This is a genomic window from Actinoplanes sp. NPDC048796, assembly GCF_040650035.1.
Lineage (GTDB): Bacteria > Actinomycetota > Actinomycetes > Mycobacteriales > Micromonosporaceae > Actinoplanes.
In genome coordinates this window covers 40,937-58,888 of sequence record NZ_JBEZGO010000012.1, presented here as the reverse complement: position 1 = coordinate 58,888, position 17,952 = coordinate 40,937, and the positions used below count along the sequence as shown (strand labels likewise).

Genomic DNA, 17,952 nt, shown 5'->3' with positions numbered 1-17,952 from the left:
GGCACCGGATCAACGGAATCGTCACACGGTGGTGGCCTGCCGGGCCAGTTGGTCCCGCAACCAGTGGTAGCTGGCCCGCGGTGTGCGGTTTCCGGTCGGATAGTCCACATGGGCCAGGCCGAAGCGGGGACCGTATCCCCGGGCCCACTCGAAGTTGTCGATGAGCGACCAGTAGAAGTAGCCGCGCAGGTCCACGCCGGCCTCGGCGGCGGCGGCCACGTGGGCGGCGATGAATCGGATGCGGTCCGGGTCCGCGCCGGGATCCTCGCGTACCTCGGCGACACCGTTCTCGGTGACGTAGATCGGGGGCAGGCCCGGGAAGCGGCCGGCGAGATCGGCCAGCGTGTCGGTCAGCCCCGCGGGCTCGATCGGCCAGCCCAGGTCGGTGACCGGTACCCCCTCGCGCGGCACGGAGCGTACGCCGATGTCGCAGGCGGTGCGCAGCGCCGGATCGGTCTGCTCGTACGGCGCGGCGGCGGCGTGGATGCGGTAGTAGTAGTTCACGCCGAGGAAGTCCAGCGGGGCGCCGATGAGCTCGAGATCGCCGGCGCGCCGGAACGACAGGTCGCTCACCCCGGCGTACAACCGGTCGAATCCGTCCGGGTAGGAGCCACCCAGCACCGGATCGGTGAACTGCCGGTTGACCAGCAGGTCCATTCGCCGTGCGGCTTCGGAGTCCGCCTCGGTGTCCGTCGCCGGCACGGCGGGGGAGAGGTTGAGCGTGATGCCCACCCGGGCGCCCGGGCAGGCGGCCCGGACCGCGGCCACCGCCAGCCCGTGCCCGACCAGCAGGTGGTGGGCGGCCGCGAGCGCGCCGTGGCCCTCGGTGGCGCCCGGGGCGTGCCGGCCCTCGGCGTAGCCGACGATCGACGAGCAGTACGGCTCGTTCAGCGTGATCCAGTCGCCCACCCGGTCGCCGAGCCGCCCGGCGACCACGGAGGCGTACTCGGCGAAGCGCTCCGCCGTGTCCCGTACCCGCCAGCCGCCCCTCTCCTCAAGCGCTTGCGGCAGATCCCAGTGGTAGAGCGTGACGAACGGCCGGATGCCCCGCTCGCACAGGGCGTCGACGAGCCGGTCGTAGTAGTCCAGGCCCGGCTTGTTCACCTCGTCGGCGCCCGACGGCACGATCCGCGGCCAGGCGACCGAGAACCGGTAGGCGCCCGCGCCGAGGCCGTCGAGCAGGTCCACGTCGTCGCGCCAGCGGTGGTAGCTGTCGCAGGCCACCGCTCCGGAACTCCCGTCGGCGACGGCGCCCGGGCGCCGGCTGAAGGTGTCCCAGATCGAGTCGGCGCGGCCGTCATCGGCCACCGCCCCCTCGATCTGGTACGCCGCCGTGGCGGCGCCCCAGAGGAATCCGGCCGGCATCCGCGGCAGTTCCGAGTCCGTCATCCTTTGATCGCTCCTTGCATGATGCCGCCGACGATCTGCCGGCCGAGCACCATGAAGATCACCAAGATCGGCAGGGTGGCCAGCAGCGTGCCGGTCAGGGTGAGGGTGTAGTCGGTGGTGTAGCCGCTGGCCAGCGAGGAGAGCGCGACCTGCACCGTGGCGTTCTCCTGCAGCACGACCAGCGGCCAGAAGAAGTCGTTCCACGCCTGCATGAAGGTGAACAGGCCGAGCACCGCCGCCGCGGGGCGCGCGGCCGGCAGCACGACGTGCCAGAAGAGGCCGAACGTGCTGCACCCGTCGATCCGCCCGGCCTCCAGCAGCTCGTCGGGCACCGCCCGCCCGAGGTACTGGGTCATGAAGAAGACGCCGAACGCGGTGACCAGGCCGGGGACGATCACGGCGGCGAGCCGGTCGGTCCAGCCGATATCGGCCATCAGCAGGTAGAGCGGGATGATGCCGAGCTGTTGCGGCACCACCGACGTGCCGATGGCGACGACGAGCAGCACCTTGCGGCCGCGGAAGCGCAGCTTGGCGAACGCGAAGCCGGCCAGCGTCGAGAAGAAGACCACGGAGATCGTCACCGAGCCGCTGACGATGAACGAGTTGAGCAGCGCCTTGGCGAAGTCGGTGGAGTCGAAGACCCGGGCGATGTTGTCGAACAGGTGCCCGCCCGGGATCAGGACCGGCGGCACCTTGGCGACGGCGTCGCTGGTCTGCGACGACACGACCAGCGACCAGTAGAGCGGGAAGACCGATCCGGCCACGACCGCGAGCAGGGCGGCGTAGGTCCAGACCGAGGCCTTGCGTGGATAGCCGAAGCTGCGGCGGCGCGCCCGGCGTGGCTCGGCCGGCGTCTCGGCGCGGGTGGACGGTGGGTCGGCGAGAACGGTCACGACTACTCCTCGTCGTTGGCGATGCGCCGGGTGATCAGGTAGTTGGCGATCGCGAAGAGGGCGATGACGAGGCACAGCGTCCAGGCGATCGCGGAGGCGTAGCCGAACCGGAACTCCCGGAAGCCCTGCTCGTACATGAACAGCGCGGCCGTCTGGAACTGCCGGTCGGAGCCGCCCGTGGGCGTCGAGCTGCCGGCGAACAGCAGCGGCTCGGCGATGATCTGCAGGCCGCCGATCGTCGAGATCACCGCGGTGAAGATGATCGTCGGACGCAGCATCGGCACCGTGATCTTCCAGAACTGCTGCGCCGACGACGCGCCGTCGAGCTCCGCGGCTTCGTACAGGTCGTGGGGAACGGCCTGCATGGAGGCGAGGTAGATCAGGGCGTTGTAGCCGGTCCAGCGCCAGGCCACGATGATGGAGATGGCCAGGTGGGAGCTCCACGTGTCGGCCTGCCAGTCGACCGGGCCGACGCCGGCGATGCCGAGCAGCCAATTCACCATGCCGAAGTCGCGGCCGAAGAGCTGGGTGAAGACGATCGTCACCGCGACGATGGACGTGATGTTCGGCAGCAGCACACCCATGCGCAGGCTGGTGCGGGCCCGTAGCTTGTGGTTGAGCAGATGCGCGATCCAGAGCGCGGCGAGCAGCTGCGGCACCGTGGACAGCACCCAGATGCTCAGCGTGTTGCCGAGCGCGTTCCAGAAGTACGGATCCTGCAGCAGCTCGCGGTAGTTGGCGAGGCCGACCCATTCGTGCGCGCCGGCGTCGAGAAGGTTCCAATCGTTGAACGAGACGTATCCGGTGTAGATCAGCGGGAAGAGCCCGAACGCGCCGAAGAGCAGGAAGAACGGGAGTACGTACAGGTAGGGCGAACCCTTGGTGTCGAGCCGGTTCAGTCTCGCCCGGCGGGCGGTCAGCGCGGGGATGGCCATGATCGATCCTTCGTCGCCGGGGCGGCCGGCGATCCTGCGACCGCCGGCCGTGCGGGTGGGCTACTTGGCGAGACGCTCGACGTCGCTGACCGTCTGCTGCCAGGACTCGTCGGAGCTCTGCTTGCCCTGCTCGATACGCACCAGGCCGTCGCGGATGGTGGTCTGGATGTCACCGGTGCGCGGGCCCTGGTACTGCGGCTTCAACTGCTTCGCGGCCGTCGTAAAGATCTTGCCGACCGGCGCGTCGTTGAAGAACGGGTCCTTGTACTGCGCGATCTCCGGCTTGTCGTACAGCGCCGGGATGGAGGGCAGCAGCCCCTTGGAGGTGAAGACCTTGGCCTGCTGCTCGGGCGCGGTGAGCCAGGCGGCGAGCTTCTTCGCCTCCTCGACGTGCTTGCCCTGCTTGGGCACGGTCAGGTACGAGCCGCCCCAGTTGCCGCCGCCGCCGGGCACGGCCGCTACGTCCCACTTGCCGGCCGCGTTCTTGGACTGGTCCTTGATCTTGGCCATCATCCAGGCCGGGCAGGCGATGGTCGCGAACTGGCCCTTGGCGAAGCCGTTGTTCCACTCCGGGGAGCTTTCGATCAGCTTGGCCGACAGCTTGCTCTGCACCGCCTGGACGACCAGATTCCAGGCGTTGCGCACCTCGGGGTTGCTGCCGACGACGACGGTGTTGTCCTCGTTGTAGAAGCCGACCGGTGCCTGGCCGATGACGGCGTTGTACAGCGCCCCCGCGCCGTCGAAGAACGCGGTGCCGGCCGGCGCCTTGTCGGTGTACTTCTTCCCTTGCTCGATGTACTTGTCCCAGCCGCTCGCCCACGACGCGGAGACCTGGTCGCGGTCGGTGGGCAGGCCGGCCTTCTGGAACAGGTCGCGCCGGTAGCAGATGGCCAGGCCGCCGACGTCGGTGCCGTACCCGATCTGCTGGCCGTCCTTGGTCAGCGATGCCTGCCATTTCCAGGGCAGGTACTCGGACTGGCGCTCGGTGCCGAGGTCGGTGAACTGCTTGCCGACCTCGCGCATCTGGGCGATGAAGCCGGTGTCGACAGCCTCGATGTCGCCGGCGCCCGAATTGGTGGCGAGGTGTGTGGCCAGGTTGCGGTGGTGATCGTTGTAGGCGGCCGTGCTCTCTTTGATCTTGACGTTGGGGTTCGCCTTCTCGTACTCCTCGTACAGCTCCTGGTAGCCGAAGTTGCCGAACAGGTTGACGTTCAGCGTGACGTCGCCGCCGCCGCTGCCCCCGCTGTCGTCGCCACCGGAGCCGCACGCGGTCAGCATCACCGCGGCGACCGTCGCCGCGGCCACGGCTCGCACGGATCGAGACAAAAGCATGACAGTTCTCCCCTTTTCACCTGATGTAATCGGTTACATGAAACCGGTTACATGCTGCAGAACTGGAGTTTCGAACGAGCTGAGCCCATGGAGAGGCCGGCATGGATGCGGCCGGAGAATCGCTTCGGAGGGGTGCGTGTGGCCCCTCGAGCCAAGAGTCTGCATCGATCGGTGCCTCTCCCGTCAAGTCACGAAAAGGTAACGCGATCCACTGTGTTGACCCGTCCGACACGGCGCTGTTACGGTCTTGAAACCGGTTACATTAGGGTGTACGCCGTGTCCAGCATCAGAGAATTGGCACGTCGGTGCGGCGTCTCCGTCGCCACCGTGTCCCGCGTCTTCAACACCCCGGAGGTGGTCAGCCAGCAGACGCGCCAGCTCGTCCTCGGCATGGCCGCCGAGATCGGGTACCTGCCGAACGAGTCGGCCCGCACCCTCGCGACCAAGAAGTCGCACATGGTGGGCCTCGTGTGGGACACCGATCATCGCCGTCCCGGCTGGCGGCATCCGTTCCTGCAGGACATCCTGGTCGCGCTGAAGAGCGCACTCAGCGCGCACGGCCTGCACCTGCTCATGCTCGCCCCCGACCCGGGCGCCGGCCCGGCCGACCCGAGACGTTTCCTGCGCGCCGTCCAGCGCCACAACGTCGACGGCGTGGTCATCATCGACAACGGCAGCCGCGACCCGGCCGTGTTGGCCCTGGCCGACGCGGAGGTGCCCTGTGTCGCCCTCGACCTGCGCTTCACCGGGCCGACCTGCACCTACGTCACCTCCGACAACGCCGGCGGAGGTCGGCTGGCCGCGACCCACCTGATCGAACGCGGCCACCGGCGCATCGCCACCATCACCGGCCCGGCCGGTAACTGGCCGGCCGCGCAACGACTGGCCGGCTTCCGGGAGGCACTCGCCGGGGCCGGGATTCCGCTGGCCGGCGACGACGTCGTGGCCGGCGACTTCTACCTGGACAGCGGGCACGCCGCCATGACCAGGCTGCTGGCCCGCGACCCCCGCCCGACCGCCGTGTTCGCCGCCGGCGACGAGATGGCGGTCGGTGCGATCAAGGCGATCCGCGAGGCCGGCCTGCGCGTCCCCCACGACGTCGCCGTCATCGGCTTCGACGACATCGAGGTGGCGGCCCTGATCCCGCCCGGCCTGACCACCATCACGCAGGACAAGACCGGTTTCGGCACGGCAGCCGCGGAGTCCCTCATGGCCATGCTCGCCGACCCGGCGACCCCACCGGAACCGACGATGCTGCCCACCACGCTGATCCTCCGCGGCTCGACCTGAGCAATCGGCGCGCCGGCCCGGGCTGACGCCGGCAATCGCGCAAATTCTGGCCACTGAAAAACTGTTACGCCGTCCGCTGGTGAATGTCTTCAAAGCGGCCTCTTGAGTGGTGGGAAACAAGCTGGCAATATTGGCGGTCATAAATGGGAGCGCTCCCATTCGCGACCCGGACTTCTCACCGTGAGGACCGCCCATGAACCAGAACCACGACGAGCCGACGGCGACGCCGTCCCGGCCGCTGCGCCGCCGAACCGTCTTGACGACGCTGGGAGCTCTGCCGGTCGTCGCGGTCGCCGGATCGGTCCTCACGGCCACCGAAGCCTCGGCCGCGGCGGCGAACGTTAACCCGTCGGCGTCGCGGCAGACGATCCGCGGCTTCGGCGCCATGTGTCACGCGGCCTGGATCGGCGACCTGACGGCGGCGCAGCGGGACACCGCGTTCGGCGCCGGCGACGGCCAACTCGGGTTCTCGATACTGCGGATCCCGGTGAACGAGAATCAGTCGGACTGGGGCCGTGATCTGGCCACGGCGCAACGGGCCGTAGCGCTCGGCGTGACCGTCTTCGCCTCGCCGTGGAACCCTCCCGCCGGCATGACCGAGACCTTCACCCGCGGAAGCCAGACCAACGCGAAGCGCCTGAAATACAGTTCGTACGCCGCCTACGCCCGGCATCTGAACGACTTCACCACCTACATGCGCAACAACGGCGTCGACCTGTACGCCATCTCGGTGCAGAACGAGCCCGACTACGCGGAGACCTGGACGTGGTGGACCGCCGCCGAAATCGTCCAGTTCCTGCGGGCCAACGCCGGCTCGATCGGCACCCGGGTCATCGCGCCCGAGTCCTTCCAGTACATCAAGTCGATGTCGGACCCGATCCTCAACGACCCCACGGCTCTGGCCAACGTCGACATCATCGGCGCGCACCTTTACGGCACGCCGTACGCCAATTTCCCGTACCCGCTGTTCCAGCAGAAGGGAGCGGGCAAGGAACTGTGGATGACGGAGGTGTACTACCCCAACAGCAGCGACTCGGCGGACGCCTGGCCCGGGGCGCTGGACGTGGGGGAGCACATGCACCACGCCATGGTGGACGCCGGCTTCCAGGCGTACGTCTGGTGGTATCTGCGGCGCAGTTACGGCCCCATGCGCGAGGACGGGCGGATCAGCAAGCGGGGCGCCGTCATGGCCCAGTTCTCCCGTTTCGTGCGGCCCGGCTATGTGCGGGTCGACGCGACCGCGAACCCGGCGTCCAACGTCTTCGTCTCGGCGTACCGGGGCGGGGACACCGTCGTCATCGTCGCGGTCAACAAGAACACCTCGGCGGTGAGCCAGCAGTTCACCCTGGCCGGAACCACCGCGTCCGGAACCGTCACCACCTGGCTGACCGACGCCGGCAACAACGTCGCGCGGCAGAGTGCGCTGAGCATGGCGAACGGCGCGGTCACCGCCACGCTGCCCGCCCGCAGCGTGACGACCCTGGTGACCAGCGTGACCGGCACGACCTCTCCTCCTCCGACGACTCCCTCCACCGGTGCCGGGCCGAGGGTCGCGTACACGATGAGCACCTGGAGTTCGGGCTTCACGGCGACGGTCAGCATCACCAACACCGGCACCTCGGCCATCAACGGCTGGACGCTGAGCTTCACCCTGCCCTCGGGGCAGTCCATCACCTCCGGCTGGAACGCGACCTACTCGCCCTCCAGCGGGCCGGTGAACGCCCGCAACGTCGACTACAACGCCACACTGGCTCCCGGCGCCACCGTCGAGATCGGCTTCCAGGGCGCCCATACCGGCAACACCGCCGAACCAACTGCCTTCACCCTCAACGGCGTTGCCTGCACTGTGGTCTGAGCTCCTCGAACTCGAGGCGGCGCTGGGGTGCCAACGATCGGACACGGGAGGTAAGGATGCGGTACAGATTGAGCGCCATGGCCGGCGGGGCGGCCCTCGCCCTGACGATCGTGGTCGCCGGGGCGGCCGGCGCCTCGGCCGCCGGCTCACCGGCGACGGGCGGCGCGCTGCTCGCGGCCACGCCCGGGCCGACGGTGACCTGCCCGCCGGCGATACCGCTCACCGGCGCGGTGACCGGGGTGACCACCACGAGCCTGACGATCAGCTACTCGATCTTCCAGAGGCCGCCCTGCGGCTACGACCCGCCGGTCACCGTGACGCTCTTCGCCAGCTCCGAGGATGCCCGGCAGTGGCTGAACCCGGTGGCCGAGGCGGTGTCCGGGCCGGAGCGCAGCGGGAAGGTGACGATCGACGGGCTGACACCCGACACCGCGTACTGGTATCGGTTCAGCGCCAGCGGCCAGCACGATCCGTACTGGACCGGGTCCGGGCGGACCGCGGCGGAGCAACCCTGCGCCGCCACAGTCGCGATCGACAGCGCGTGGGGCGGCGGCTTCGTGGCGCGGGTCACCGTGCGCAACGCCGGCGCCGAGACGCTCGGCACGTGGCACGTCTCGTGGCGGTGGCCCGGTGACGAGCGGATCGTGTCGCTATGGAACGGGGTGGCGGCGGACGCCGGTGACGGCGTCACGATCGGCAACGCCTCCTACAACGGCACGCTGGCCCCGGGCGCATCGACGACCTTCGGCATGCTCGTGGCGGCCACCGCGCCACCCGTCGGCCTCGACCCGGCCTGTACGCGCTGAATCGTGGCGCTGGGAGCGCTTCCGAATTCGAGACGGAGGAGACCAATGCGCAAGGTCATCGCCGCTACCGCCACCGCCCTGATCCTCGGCGCGGTGGCGGGCAGCGTTCCGGCGGACGCGGCCGGCCCCGCCCACCGCGGCGGCTGCACACGCGCGCCGCTGTTCTGCGAGGACTTCGAACGACTGCCGCCTGGCGGGGCGAGCACGCTGAACTGGGGTGTCGACACCCGCCACGGTACGCTCACCATCGAGCGGGCCGGCCGGCACAATCAGGTGCTGCACCTCCACACCGTCGACAACGGACGCGCGTTCCTGCGCGTCGACGACTTCACCGCGCCGGGCAACCGCTTCTACGGGCGGATGCGGCTGCGCGTCGACGCCTTCCCGACCGCCCCGGACTGGGCGCACTTCACGCTCGTCGAGGCGACCGGCGCCGGCAGCACGGAGATCGTCAGGCCGATCGGCGGCCAGTACGCGCCCACCGCCCCCGGCGTCTTCTGGGGCGTGGGCGCCGACGGCGGTCCGACCGGCGACTGGACGAACTGGCGGGAATCGGCACCGGTCGTCGAGGACACCTGGCAGTGCTTCGAATGGGTGCTGGACCCGGCGGACAACCGCGTCGCCGTGTGGATCGACGGCCGGGCGCGCCCGGAGCTGACCGCCTCCACCACCGAGCACGGCGGCAACGACGTACCGTTCATCCTCCCGGCCGTGGACACCGTCAAGATCGGCTGGCAGCTCTACCAGAGCGGCACCACACCGGGTGAGTTCGACCTCTGGATGGACGACATCGCCCTGTCCACCCAGCGGCTCGGCTGCTGACCGCGCCCACGGCCGACGCCGCCCGATCCCGCCTCGGCTCCGGCCGGACTGATCATGTGGCACCGCGGCCCGCGACGACCCGTCGCCTGTAATCCCCGGCCCGATGCAACCTGCGGCGGGCTTGTCCGCGACAGAGAGGATGACGGCGGCCGACGAGGGGAGCGGGATGCGGCCCGAGCTGGAACGGGACTACGTGGAGTACGTGCGCGCGGCTGCGGCGGCTGCACCGCACGGCGTACCTGCTCTGCGGCGACGGTCACCGGGCGGACGACATCGTCCAGGCCACGCTGACCGCGCTCTACGTGAACTGGAAGCGCGCGGCGGCGGCGGACAACATCGACGCGTATGTGCACCGCATCCTGCTGCGCCGCTATTTCGACGATCGCCGGACCCGGTGGTCGCGGGTGCGGCTGGGCGATGTGCCGGCCGCGGTCACCGCGGTGGCCGCCGCTGACGAGCGGGTCGAGGACCGCGACGAGCTGGTCACCGCCCTGCGGTCGTTGCCCAAGGGGCAGCGGGCGGTATTGGTGCTGCGCTTCCTGGACGACCTGTCGGTCGAGGACACCGCGCGGGCTCTCGGCTGCTCGGCCGGCAATGTCAAGAGCCAGAGCGCGCGTGGGCTGGCCGCCCTGCGAGCCCACTTTCCCGTGAGAGGGTGATCATGGACGAACAGGATCTGCTGGAGCGCTTCCATCGCCTGGAGGCGCCCGCCTCCCGGCTCACGGTCGAGGCTGTGGTGAGGGCCGGGCGTCGCCGTACGCGACTCCGCCGCACCGCGCAGGCCGGATGCGCAGCGGCCCTGGTGGCCGGGGCGCTGATCGGCGTGCCGCAGCTGCCGGGCTTCGACCGGGCCGCGCCAGGCGTCGCGGGGCGTGCGGGGAGCTGCGAGGCGACCCGGCTGCCGGTTCCGGCCGGAGCGGCGAACGTCTGGGCCGTCACGGTGGATCCCACCGGCCGCTACATCGCCGGCTATGCCATCAGCGGCCCGTTCGACGTCGATCCCGCTACGAACAAGAGAACCGGAACGGTGCCGTCGCGTCCGGTGTTGTGGATCGACGGCCGGGCCCAAGAGCTGCCGGCGCCGCAGCGGGCAGTCCAGCCGGCCGCCGTCAACGCGGCCGGCGTCGTGGTCGCGGTGGCAGGTGACCGGAAACGCTTCGACTCCGTCCTGCGCTACGTCGGCGGCGAACCGCAGCAGGCGCTGCTGCCGGCCGGTTCGTGGGAGGTTGGCCCGGACGCCCGGATCAACGCCGAAGGCGACATCCTCTTCAACGCAACCTTGGCCGGGCAGCCGGACACCAAGAACGCGGTGATGCTCTGGAAGGCCGGCGCGAGCCGGGCGACGCGACTGCCGTTGCCGCCCGGCGCGGACGGCAAGGCGCTCACCGAGGACGGCGCCGTGGTCGGAGAGCTGCCGTCGGATGCCTCGCAGCTCACGTCGTACGTATGGGACCAGGCCGGCAACGGCCGCAAGCTGACGGCCCCGCGCGGCCAGCAGGCCACCGTCAACGCCGGGCGCGGTGACTGGGCGACCGGCAACGCATGGCCGTCCGGCGGGGCGATCCGCTGGAACCTCAAGACTGGCGAACTGACCACCTACGACGGCGTGCACGCACCGGCTCAGGCAATCAACAGCCGGGGCTGGCTGCTCACCGACGACACCCTGCGTCGCGACGATGGAGCCACCGAGGTCGTGCCACTCGTCGAGGGCGAGGCGAGAAGCTTCTCCAGCGACCTGTCCGACGACGGCACCGTGGTCGGCTCCCTCGTCAGCGTCGACGCGACAGGCGCCACCACCAGCCTCGGACCGCTCACGTGGCGCTGCGGCGGCTGATCAGCGCGTATTGACGCGGCTCGGGGTGAGGGCCGGGACGGCGGGCCCGCACCCCGAGTTCACCGTGCCGCCTACGCCCTTCTGGCTACAGGAACTCGCTGCGGTACGCCGAGGCCAGTTCGGCGGCGCGGTGGCGGCGCTCGGTGAGCTCGTCCGGGGAGAGCCGCGGGGCTGGTGCGTCCGGGCCGCTGACGACGTCGCCGATCCGGGTGAAGTACTCGTCCTGGCCGGCGGGGGTGCACATGCAGAGCATGCGGGCCGGGGCGCCGGAGACGTTGCGGAAGTTGTGCGGGGCGTTGGCCGGGATGTTGATGGTCGTCCCAGCCTTGACGGTGTGCTTCTCGCCGCGGAAATAGAACTCGACTTCGCCGTCGAGGACGGTGAACATCTCTTCGAAGTCGTGGCGGTGCGGCGGCGGGCCGCCGCCGTCGGGAACGCGCATGTCGATCAGGCAGTAGCGGCCGTTGGTCTGCTCACCGGTGATCAGCATGGCGTAGGTGTTGCCGACCAGCGAGATGTAGGTGATGGCGGGGTCGTCCGGGTTCGCCACGGTGAGCGAGCGGGACGGGTCGTCGTCGGGAATCATGTCAGGCCTCGAGTTCGGTGCGGTGGGCGGCAGGGAAGTCACCGAGACTGAGCGGCTCGGGATTGTCGGGACGAGGGTTCAGGCGACGATGACGGTCTTGCCGGACAGCTCACCGGCGGCGGCGCGGGCGTGCACGGTGGCCAATTCGGCCAGCGGCACCCGTTCGGCCACGTCGACCCGCAGTTCGCCGGAGTCGACCAGCGACACCAGGTGTGCGAGCTGGCCGGCGTCGCTGCGGACGAAAAGGTCGATGCCGCGTACGCCGCGGGCCTCGTCGGACGGCGCGGGCATCCAGACCGTCGTGTTGACCAGGACGCCGCCGTCGCGGATCAGGCCGGCCAGCGCGGTCAGCCGGTCCGGCTCGACCGGGGCCAGGTTGAGTGCCACGTCGACCGGCTCGGTCACCTCGTCGAGGGTGCGCAGGCCGTCCCGGCTGCGGGGGCCGCTGACGGCGACGACCTCGGCGCCGGCGTTCTGGGCCAGCTGGACGGCGTACGAGCCGACCGCCCCGCGGGCGCCGTTGATCAGCACCCGCTGTCCGGCGGTGAGCTTGGCGTGGTCGAACAGGGCCTGCCAGGCGGTCAGGCCCACGGTGGGCAGCGCGGCCGCGTCGGCCAGGGGGATGCTCGCGGGCGCCGGGGCCAGGATGTCGGCCGGAGCCAGGACGTACTCGGCGGCGGCGCCGTCATCGGTCATCGGCAGGAAGCCGACCACCCGGTCCCCGGCCTGGACGGCGGTCACATCCTCGCCCAGCTCTTCGACCGTTCCGGAGACGTCGATGCCGGGCGTGTGCGGCAGCGTCACCGGAATCGGGCCCCGCATGAAACCACCGCGGATGTTGCCGTCGACGCCGTTGAACGACGTCCCGGCGACCCGGATGAGGACCTGGCCGGCGGCCGGGGTGGGGCGCTCGGTGTCCTCGTAACGCAGGACGGACGGGTCACCGTACTCGTGGAATCGCACTACCTTCATCGGAAGCCTTCTCTCTCGCTGAGTGCTTCGTGTTCGAAGCACTTTCTGACCATACTTCGATTCGAATTCGAAGCAAGTGGCCGGTGGTGTGACGCGGCCTACATCAGCCGGCGCAGCTTCTCCTCGCTCGCCGAGCCGGGGACGGTGGTGAACAGGAGCAGCACCTGGTGCTCGTCGGGATCGACCAGGATCTGGCGGTACATTTCCAGCTCGCCCAGGTGGGCGTGCCGGTAGCGCCGGAGGCCGGAGCCGGGCGTGACGCCCACCTCGACCAAACAGCGGTCGCTCAGCAGGATCACCGCGGGACGGGTCCGCAGCAGCACCTCGCCGCACCTCGATAACACGATCGCCGGATGATCCGACAGCCGCTCGACGAGGTGCGCCAGAAGAGGCCCGACGCGTTTGCGTTCCACTCGTCCAGAGTGATGTGAACCGGGGAGAAGGTGAATGGCACGGTTATCCACGGATCATTTGTCCGTGGATAACCGTCACATGGCGCTCAGGCGCCGGAGCTTCTCCTCGCTCGGCGAACCGGGCTCGGCCAGATAGACCAGCAGCTCCTGACCCTCGTCCGGGTCGATCAGCCGCCGGGCGTGCAGCCACAGCTCGCCCTGCTCCGGATGCCGGTAACGCTTGAGATCGTTGTGATGGACGATGCCCACCTCGTGCCGTCGCCAGACCTCGGCGAACTCGGGGCTGACCGACAGCAGCGCCTCGACGATCTCGCCGGCCGTTCCGGTGGGGTCGGCCGTGTACGCCGCACGGATCTCCGCGGTGAAGACCCGGCCCCGGATGTCCTGGTCCTCCGGCGGGAAGAGCGCGCGCTGCGCCGGATCGGTGAACCAGCGGTAGACCAGGTAGCGGGCCATGCCGCTGTAGCCGGTGTAGTCGCCGAGCAAAGCGATGGCCGGCCGGGTCTGCAGCAGCGCCTCGCCGAACCGGGAGAGCACGATCGCCGGGGTGTCCGACATGCGCTCGAGGATCCGCCGCATGGCCGGGCTGGCCTGTTCGTCCCGCAGCGCGCGCCGCGGCGCCGAGTGCCCGCCGAGCTGGAACAGGTGGTCGCGCTCGCTCGGGCTGAGCTTGAGGCCGCGGGCCAGCGCGGCCAGCATCTGCTCGGACGGCATCGGGCCGCGCTGCTGCTCGAGGCGGCTGTAGTAGTCGGCCGACATGCCGGCCAGCACCGCCACCTCCTCCCGCCGCAGCCCTCCGGTCCGCCGCCGGGAGCCCGCGGGAAGCCCGACGTCCTCCGGCCGCAGCGCCGTGCGCCGGGCACGGAGAAAGTCAGCCAGTAGCGCCCGATCCATCGTGTCGCTCCTACTCGGCCCGGTTGCGGCCGGCGCGAGGCTTGGCCGAGCGCGGCGGGGTGGCCCGCATGTGCGTACGCACCCGGCCCAGCACGCTGCTCAGGGTGGCGAGGTCGCGGCCCTTCATCGGGTCGAACAACAGCTGCCGTACGCGTTCCACGTGCCCCGGCAGCACGTGAGCGATGAGAGCCCGGCCGGTGTCGGTGACTGTGACCATGACACTGCGCTCATCGTCCGGCGACGGGGCGCGGGTGACCAGGCCGCGCTTCTCCAGCAGCCCGGCCTGATAGGTCAGGCCGCTGCGGCTGTACACCACACCGTCGGCCAAGTCGGTCATCCGCAGCCGGCCCTCGGGGGAGTCGACCAGCCGGGCCAGGATCTGAAACTGGACGTAGCTGAGGTCGCCGTCGGCGCGCAGATGCTCGTCCACCGCGTACTGAAGAAGGCTGCTCACCTCCATCAACGCGAAATAGGCCCCAAGTTGCTCCGAGTTCAGGCCAGGGGACGGGTCGCTCACCGGGCGAGTTTACTTGCTTAGAATTCGAACGACCAAATCGTCGGCGGCAGTCGTGCCACGCGGCACCTCGCACAGGGATGTCGTCCTCGCCGGGCCCCGTTCGCCGCTGGGAGCGGCGCCGGCGAGGACGACAGCATTACCGGCGGTGACGGGTCAGGTTCCGTTGATGGAACCGGAGCCCGCGCTCTGGTAGGCGCCGGTGCAAGCGAGGAAGTACTCGCCGTACAGTCCGCCGATGTACTTGGTGTCCGGAATATAGGGCGATGTTCCGACGATCGAGCCCACCTCGACGCCGTTCGCCGCGTCGAAGACTCGGCAGGTGACCGGGTAGGCGCGGTAGGTCGCTGCGGCGGCGAGCAGGATCTGGTGCCGGTAGTTCGGTGTCACCTTGTCGCTGCGGCTGCAGCCATACTGGCCTTTTGTCCACGAGCAGTAGACGGAACCGCTCGCCAGCGCGGACGTGGCGGGCACCGCGACCATCGCACCCGCGGCGACCACCATGACGACCGCGCAGCGACGTGCCGGCCTCAAAACACTCATCGGGCCCTCCTATGTCTCGATTTTCTTGGCGTTGTCGTCGAGTGTCGGGCGTCGATCCCTGGGCCTGGTGTGGTTCGGACGAATTCGGACGCTGAGTTCGGCGGCGGCGCCGGCGGATCCGTTATGGGGCAGATGGCGTGAAGTGTCTGATGAACGACCACTGTCTTCGGTAAAGCCGATTAGTCTCATGGCGCTGAGACATCGAACCCGATCATGGGAGTGGGCGATGCCGGTGTCGGGGGAAACGGCGAGCACGGGGGACGCGTCAGCGGGACTGCCCGATCCCGCGCGGGCGGGCAGCCTCGGCGATCTTGGCGAGCAGCTGCGCCGATTGAAGGTCTGGGCCGGCAACCCCTCGTACGCGACGATCGTGAACCGGGTCAACGCGGCCTGGACCGCTGCCGGCCTGCCGGCCAGTGAGCTGGTGTGCAAGTCCACGGTCGCGTATTGCTTCCGGCGCGGACGGCAACGCCTGGACAGCGACTTGGTGATCGCGGTCGTTGAGGCGCTGTACCCCGATGCCGGGTACGTCACGCAGTGGCGCCAGGCCCTCCGTGTCGTCGGCGGGGAGATGGAGGCGGTGTCCCAGGTTCGAGTCCAGGACAGCCTGCCGCGGGGCCTGACCGGATTCACCGGCCGTACCGGCGAACTCGACCGGCTCCGCCGCGCGGCCCGGGCCGGGCAGGCGGTGGTGATCTCCGCGATCGAGGGGATGGCCGGGGTCGGCAAGACTCAACTCGCCGTGCACGCCGGACACCTGCTGGCGCGGGAGGAGCCGTTCGAGCGGGTGTTGTTCGTCAACCTGCGCGGCTTCGATCCGGCGCAGCCGCCGGCCGACCCGGCCGCCGTCCTGGAGGGATTCCTGCGCCTGCTCGGAATGCCCGCCCAGCAGATCCCCCACACCCTCGAGGCGCGCGTCGCCGCGTACCGTCACCAGCTCGCCGGGATCCGGGCGCTGGTGGTGTTGGACAACGCCGCCACCGCCGAGCAGGTCCGTCCGCTGTTGCCGGTCACGCCGGGCTGCCTCACCGTGGTCACCAGCCGGCGCAGCCTGGCCGACCTGCGCTCCGCGATCCATCTCACCGTGGACGTGTTCACCCCCGACGAGGCTCTGGCCTTCCTCGCCCGGGCCGTACCCGAGGTTCCCGTCGGCGCGGATCCGTGCGCCGCGGCACGGATCGCCCGGCGCTGCGGCCACCTGCCCCTGGCCCTCAGCCTGGTCGCCGGACATATCCGCAACACATCGGGCTGGACCCTGACCGACCACGCCGACCGACTCGACGAACGCCACCACGACCGGCGCCTGGACACCGGCGTCGAACTCGCCGTCGGCCTGTCCTACCAGCACCAGCCCACGCCGCAGCGGCGACTGCTCCGACTGGCGGCGCTCCATCCCGGTCAGGACATCGACGCCTACGCCGCCGCGGCTCTGGCCGACACCGACCTGTCCACCGCCCAAGATCTTCTGCACCGCTTGCACCGCGACCACCTGATGCAGCAGAGCACTTCCGGCCGGTACACCTTCCACGACCTGGTTCGCGTCTACGCCACCATCCGGGCCGCCGACGAGGATCGCCCACCCGAGCGCCGCGCCGCCCTGACCCGCCTGTTCGACTACTACCTCGCCACCAGCGCCACCGCCATGAACACTCTGCACCCCCACCGCCGGCCCGCGATCCCCCCGGTCGCCACCCCCATTCCGGACCTGACCGATCCGGGCACCGCCCGACAGTGGTTGGACACCGAACGGCCCACACTGATCGCGGTCGCCGCCCACACCGCCGACCACGGCTGGCCCACCCACACCACCCGACTCGCCCGCACCCTGTACCGATACCTCGACGGCGGCCACCACACCGACGCCCTGACCATGCACGGCCATGCCTACCGCGCCGCCCGCCACAACGGCGACCCGGCCGGACAGGCCCACGCCCTGGCCGATCTCGGCGGCGCCGACTATCGGCTGGGCCGGTACCGGCCGGCCGCCGACCACTTCCACCACGCCCTGGACCTGTTCCGGCAGGTCGGCGACCCGGCCGGCCAGGCCCGGGCCCTGCACAACCTCAGCGTCATCGAGATGCGGTCGGACCGGTACGGCCCGGCCGGCGACCACCTCGAGCAGGCGCTGACCCTGTACCGGCAGACCGGCGACCGGCCCGGCGAAGCCAGCGTGCTGGCCTACCTCGGCGACCTCGACGCGCTGCTTGGCCGCCGCGGGCCGGCCGTCGAGCACTACGCGCAGGCCCTGACCCTGTGCCGGCAGACCGGCGACCGGGTCGGCGAAGCCGACACGCTGAACAGCCTCGGTGAAGTCGAGATACGGTCGGGCCGGTACGGTCCGGCCGGCGACCACCTCGAGCAGGCCCTGGCCCTGCACCGGCAACTCGGTAACCATGCCGGCGAAGCCTGGGTGCTGGACAACCTCGGCACCCTCCACACCCGCCTCGGCCAGCCCGTCCAGGCCATCGAACACCATCAGCAGGCTCTGACCATCTTCCGTGAGACCGGCGAACGGCGCGGCGAATCCTGGGCGCTCAACGGCCTCGGCGAAGCCGCCCGCACCGCGGGCCGCGCCGCCGACGCCCTCACCTACCACACCGCCGCCCACACCACCGCCGCCGACCACCGCGATCAGCAGGCCCGCGCCCACACCGGCCTCGGCCACGCCCACCAGGTCCTCGGCAATCACGCCGTCGCCCGCGAGTACTACCAGCACGCCCTGACCCTCTACACCGACCTCGACCTGCCCGAGGCCGACCAGCTCCGCGCAGACCTCGCCGCCCTCGACAACAGCGGCGCCGGACATCGGTGACAGGTGCGGGTGGCCGCGCGGGGCACCGTGCGAGTCGATGGCGGCGGCTCGCACGGTGCCCC

General features: G+C 70.2%; 17 protein-coding genes. 7 read left to right on the top strand and 10 right to left on the bottom strand.

Annotated elements, in window-relative coordinates; all coding sequences use genetic code 11:
- Positions 1 to 21 precede the first annotated feature (21 nt).
- From AB0C26_RS35715 to AB0C26_RS35700, 4 genes are all read right to left on the bottom strand, one after another.
- Positions 22 to 1,389, bottom strand: coding sequence for a GH1 family beta-glucosidase (locus AB0C26_RS35715; RefSeq protein ID WP_360256739.1), 1,368 nt, complete (start codon positions 1,387 to 1,389; stop codon positions 22 to 24).
- Complete coding sequence (locus tag AB0C26_RS35710) at positions 1,386 to 2,165, bottom strand: carbohydrate ABC transporter permease (protein WP_360257135.1); 780 nt, start codon at positions 2,163 to 2,165, stop codon at positions 1,386 to 1,388. Before AB0C26_RS35710 ends, AB0C26_RS35715 begins: the two co-directional genes overlap by 4 nt.
- A gap of 119 nt (positions 2,166 to 2,284) precedes the next feature.
- Positions 2,285 to 3,217, bottom strand: coding sequence for a sugar ABC transporter permease (locus AB0C26_RS35705; protein WP_360256737.1), 933 nt, complete (start codon positions 3,215 to 3,217; stop codon positions 2,285 to 2,287).
- Between the two features lie 60 nt (positions 3,218 to 3,277).
- On the bottom strand, positions 3,278 to 4,549 hold the full coding sequence (locus AB0C26_RS35700) for an extracellular solute-binding protein (RefSeq protein ID WP_360256734.1): 1,272 nt from the start codon (positions 4,547 to 4,549) through the stop codon (positions 3,278 to 3,280).
- Between the two features lie 276 nt (positions 4,550 to 4,825).
- Between AB0C26_RS35700 and AB0C26_RS35695 the strand changes: the two genes are divergently transcribed.
- From AB0C26_RS35695 to AB0C26_RS35670, 6 genes are all read left to right on the top strand, one after another.
- Positions 4,826 to 5,839 carry a LacI family DNA-binding transcriptional regulator gene (locus AB0C26_RS35695; protein WP_360256731.1) on the top strand — a complete coding sequence of 338 codons (1,014 nt, stop codon included), beginning with the start codon at positions 4,826 to 4,828 and terminating at the stop codon, positions 5,837 to 5,839.
- 193 nt (positions 5,840 to 6,032) lie between these two features.
- Positions 6,033 to 7,694 (top strand): cellulose binding domain-containing protein, encoded by a 1,662-nt coding sequence (locus AB0C26_RS35690; protein WP_360256729.1) that lies wholly within the window; start codon positions 6,033 to 6,035, stop codon positions 7,692 to 7,694.
- Positions 7,695 to 7,750: 56 nt separating this feature from the next.
- Positions 7,751 to 8,500 (top strand): cellulose binding domain-containing protein, encoded by a 750-nt coding sequence (locus AB0C26_RS35685; RefSeq protein ID WP_360256727.1) that lies wholly within the window; start codon positions 7,751 to 7,753, stop codon positions 8,498 to 8,500.
- A gap of 45 nt (positions 8,501 to 8,545) precedes the next feature.
- A complete protein-coding gene (locus AB0C26_RS35680; RefSeq protein ID WP_360256725.1) occupies positions 8,546 to 9,322 on the top strand; it encodes a hypothetical protein in 777 nt (258 codons plus the stop codon).
- Positions 9,323 to 9,534: 212 nt separating this feature from the next.
- Complete coding sequence (locus tag AB0C26_RS35675) at positions 9,535 to 9,981, top strand: sigma-70 family RNA polymerase sigma factor (protein ID WP_360257133.1); 447 nt, start codon at positions 9,535 to 9,537, stop codon at positions 9,979 to 9,981.
- A gap of 2 nt (positions 9,982 to 9,983) precedes the next feature.
- Positions 9,984 to 11,156, top strand: a complete 1,173-nt coding sequence (locus tag AB0C26_RS35670; RefSeq protein WP_360256723.1) for a hypothetical protein — start codon at positions 9,984 to 9,986, stop codon at positions 11,154 to 11,156.
- An 85-nt stretch (positions 11,157 to 11,241) separates the two neighbouring features.
- On the opposite strand, the gene AB0C26_RS35665 is transcribed toward AB0C26_RS35670, so the two are convergent.
- The 6 genes from AB0C26_RS35665 to AB0C26_RS35640 all read right to left on the bottom strand — a co-directional run bounded on the left by AB0C26_RS35665 (position 11,242) and on the right by AB0C26_RS35640 (position 15,078).
- On the bottom strand, positions 11,242 to 11,742 hold the full coding sequence (locus AB0C26_RS35665) for a cupin domain-containing protein (RefSeq protein ID WP_360256721.1): 501 nt from the start codon (positions 11,740 to 11,742) through the stop codon (positions 11,242 to 11,244).
- A 78-nt stretch (positions 11,743 to 11,820) separates the two neighbouring features.
- On the bottom strand, positions 11,821 to 12,714 hold the full coding sequence (locus tag AB0C26_RS35660) for an NADP-dependent oxidoreductase (RefSeq protein WP_360256719.1): 894 nt from the start codon (positions 12,712 to 12,714) through the stop codon (positions 11,821 to 11,823).
- Between the two features lie 98 nt (positions 12,715 to 12,812).
- Positions 12,813 to 13,127: a hypothetical protein gene (locus AB0C26_RS35655; protein WP_360256716.1), complete on the bottom strand. Its 315-nt coding sequence runs from the start codon at positions 13,125 to 13,127 to the stop codon at positions 12,813 to 12,815.
- 75 nt (positions 13,128 to 13,202) lie between these two features.
- Positions 13,203 to 14,021 carry a helix-turn-helix transcriptional regulator gene (locus tag AB0C26_RS35650; protein WP_360256713.1) on the bottom strand — a complete coding sequence of 273 codons (819 nt, stop codon included), beginning with the start codon at positions 14,019 to 14,021 and terminating at the stop codon, positions 13,203 to 13,205.
- 10 nt (positions 14,022 to 14,031) lie between these two features.
- Positions 14,032 to 14,538, bottom strand: a complete 507-nt coding sequence (locus tag AB0C26_RS35645; protein WP_360256710.1) for a MarR family transcriptional regulator — start codon at positions 14,536 to 14,538, stop codon at positions 14,032 to 14,034.
- A 153-nt stretch (positions 14,539 to 14,691) separates the two neighbouring features.
- Positions 14,692 to 15,078 carry a hypothetical protein gene (locus AB0C26_RS35640; RefSeq protein WP_360256708.1) on the bottom strand — a complete coding sequence of 129 codons (387 nt, stop codon included), beginning with the start codon at positions 15,076 to 15,078 and terminating at the stop codon, positions 14,692 to 14,694.
- A 226-nt stretch (positions 15,079 to 15,304) separates the two neighbouring features.
- Between AB0C26_RS35640 and AB0C26_RS35635 the strand changes: the two genes are divergently transcribed.
- The gene (locus AB0C26_RS35635; RefSeq protein ID WP_360256705.1) at positions 15,305 to 17,890 is read left to right on the top strand and encodes a tetratricopeptide repeat protein; all 2,586 of its coding nucleotides are present in this window, start codon (positions 15,305 to 15,307) and stop codon (positions 17,888 to 17,890) included.
- Positions 17,891 to 17,952: the final 62 nt, after the last annotated feature.

Bases quoted from the DNA above. Each gene is read 5' to 3' on its own strand.
- AB0C26_RS35715 (WP_360256739.1), bottom strand. From the start codon at position 1,389: ATGACGGACTCGGAACTGCCGCGGATGCCGGCCGGATTCCTCTGGGGC.
- AB0C26_RS35690 (WP_360256729.1), top strand. From the start codon at position 6,033: ATGAACCAGAACCACGACGAGCCGACGGCGACGCCGTCCCGGCCGCTG.
- AB0C26_RS35670 (WP_360256723.1), top strand. From the start codon at position 9,984: ATGGACGAACAGGATCTGCTGGAGCGCTTCCATCGCCTGGAGGCGCCC.
- AB0C26_RS35705 (WP_360256737.1), bottom strand. From the start codon at position 3,217: ATGGCCATCCCCGCGCTGACCGCCCGCCGGGCGAGACTGAACCGGCTC.
- AB0C26_RS35640 (WP_360256708.1), bottom strand. From the start codon at position 15,078: ATGAGTGTTTTGAGGCCGGCACGTCGCTGCGCGGTCGTCATGGTGGTC.
- AB0C26_RS35635 (WP_360256705.1), top strand. From the start codon at position 15,305: ATGCCGGTGTCGGGGGAAACGGCGAGCACGGGGGACGCGTCAGCGGGA.
- AB0C26_RS35685 (WP_360256727.1), top strand. From the start codon at position 7,751: ATGCGGTACAGATTGAGCGCCATGGCCGGCGGGGCGGCCCTCGCCCTG.
- AB0C26_RS35660 (WP_360256719.1), bottom strand. From the start codon at position 12,714: ATGAAGGTAGTGCGATTCCACGAGTACGGTGACCCGTCCGTCCTGCGT.
- AB0C26_RS35665 (WP_360256721.1), bottom strand. From the start codon at position 11,742: ATGATTCCCGACGACGACCCGTCCCGCTCGCTCACCGTGGCGAACCCG.
- AB0C26_RS35700 (WP_360256734.1), bottom strand. From the start codon at position 4,549: ATGCTTTTGTCTCGATCCGTGCGAGCCGTGGCCGCGGCGACGGTCGCC.
- AB0C26_RS35650 (WP_360256713.1), bottom strand. From the start codon at position 14,021: ATGGATCGGGCGCTACTGGCTGACTTTCTCCGTGCCCGGCGCACGGCG.
- AB0C26_RS35680 (WP_360256725.1), top strand. From the start codon at position 8,546: ATGCGCAAGGTCATCGCCGCTACCGCCACCGCCCTGATCCTCGGCGCG.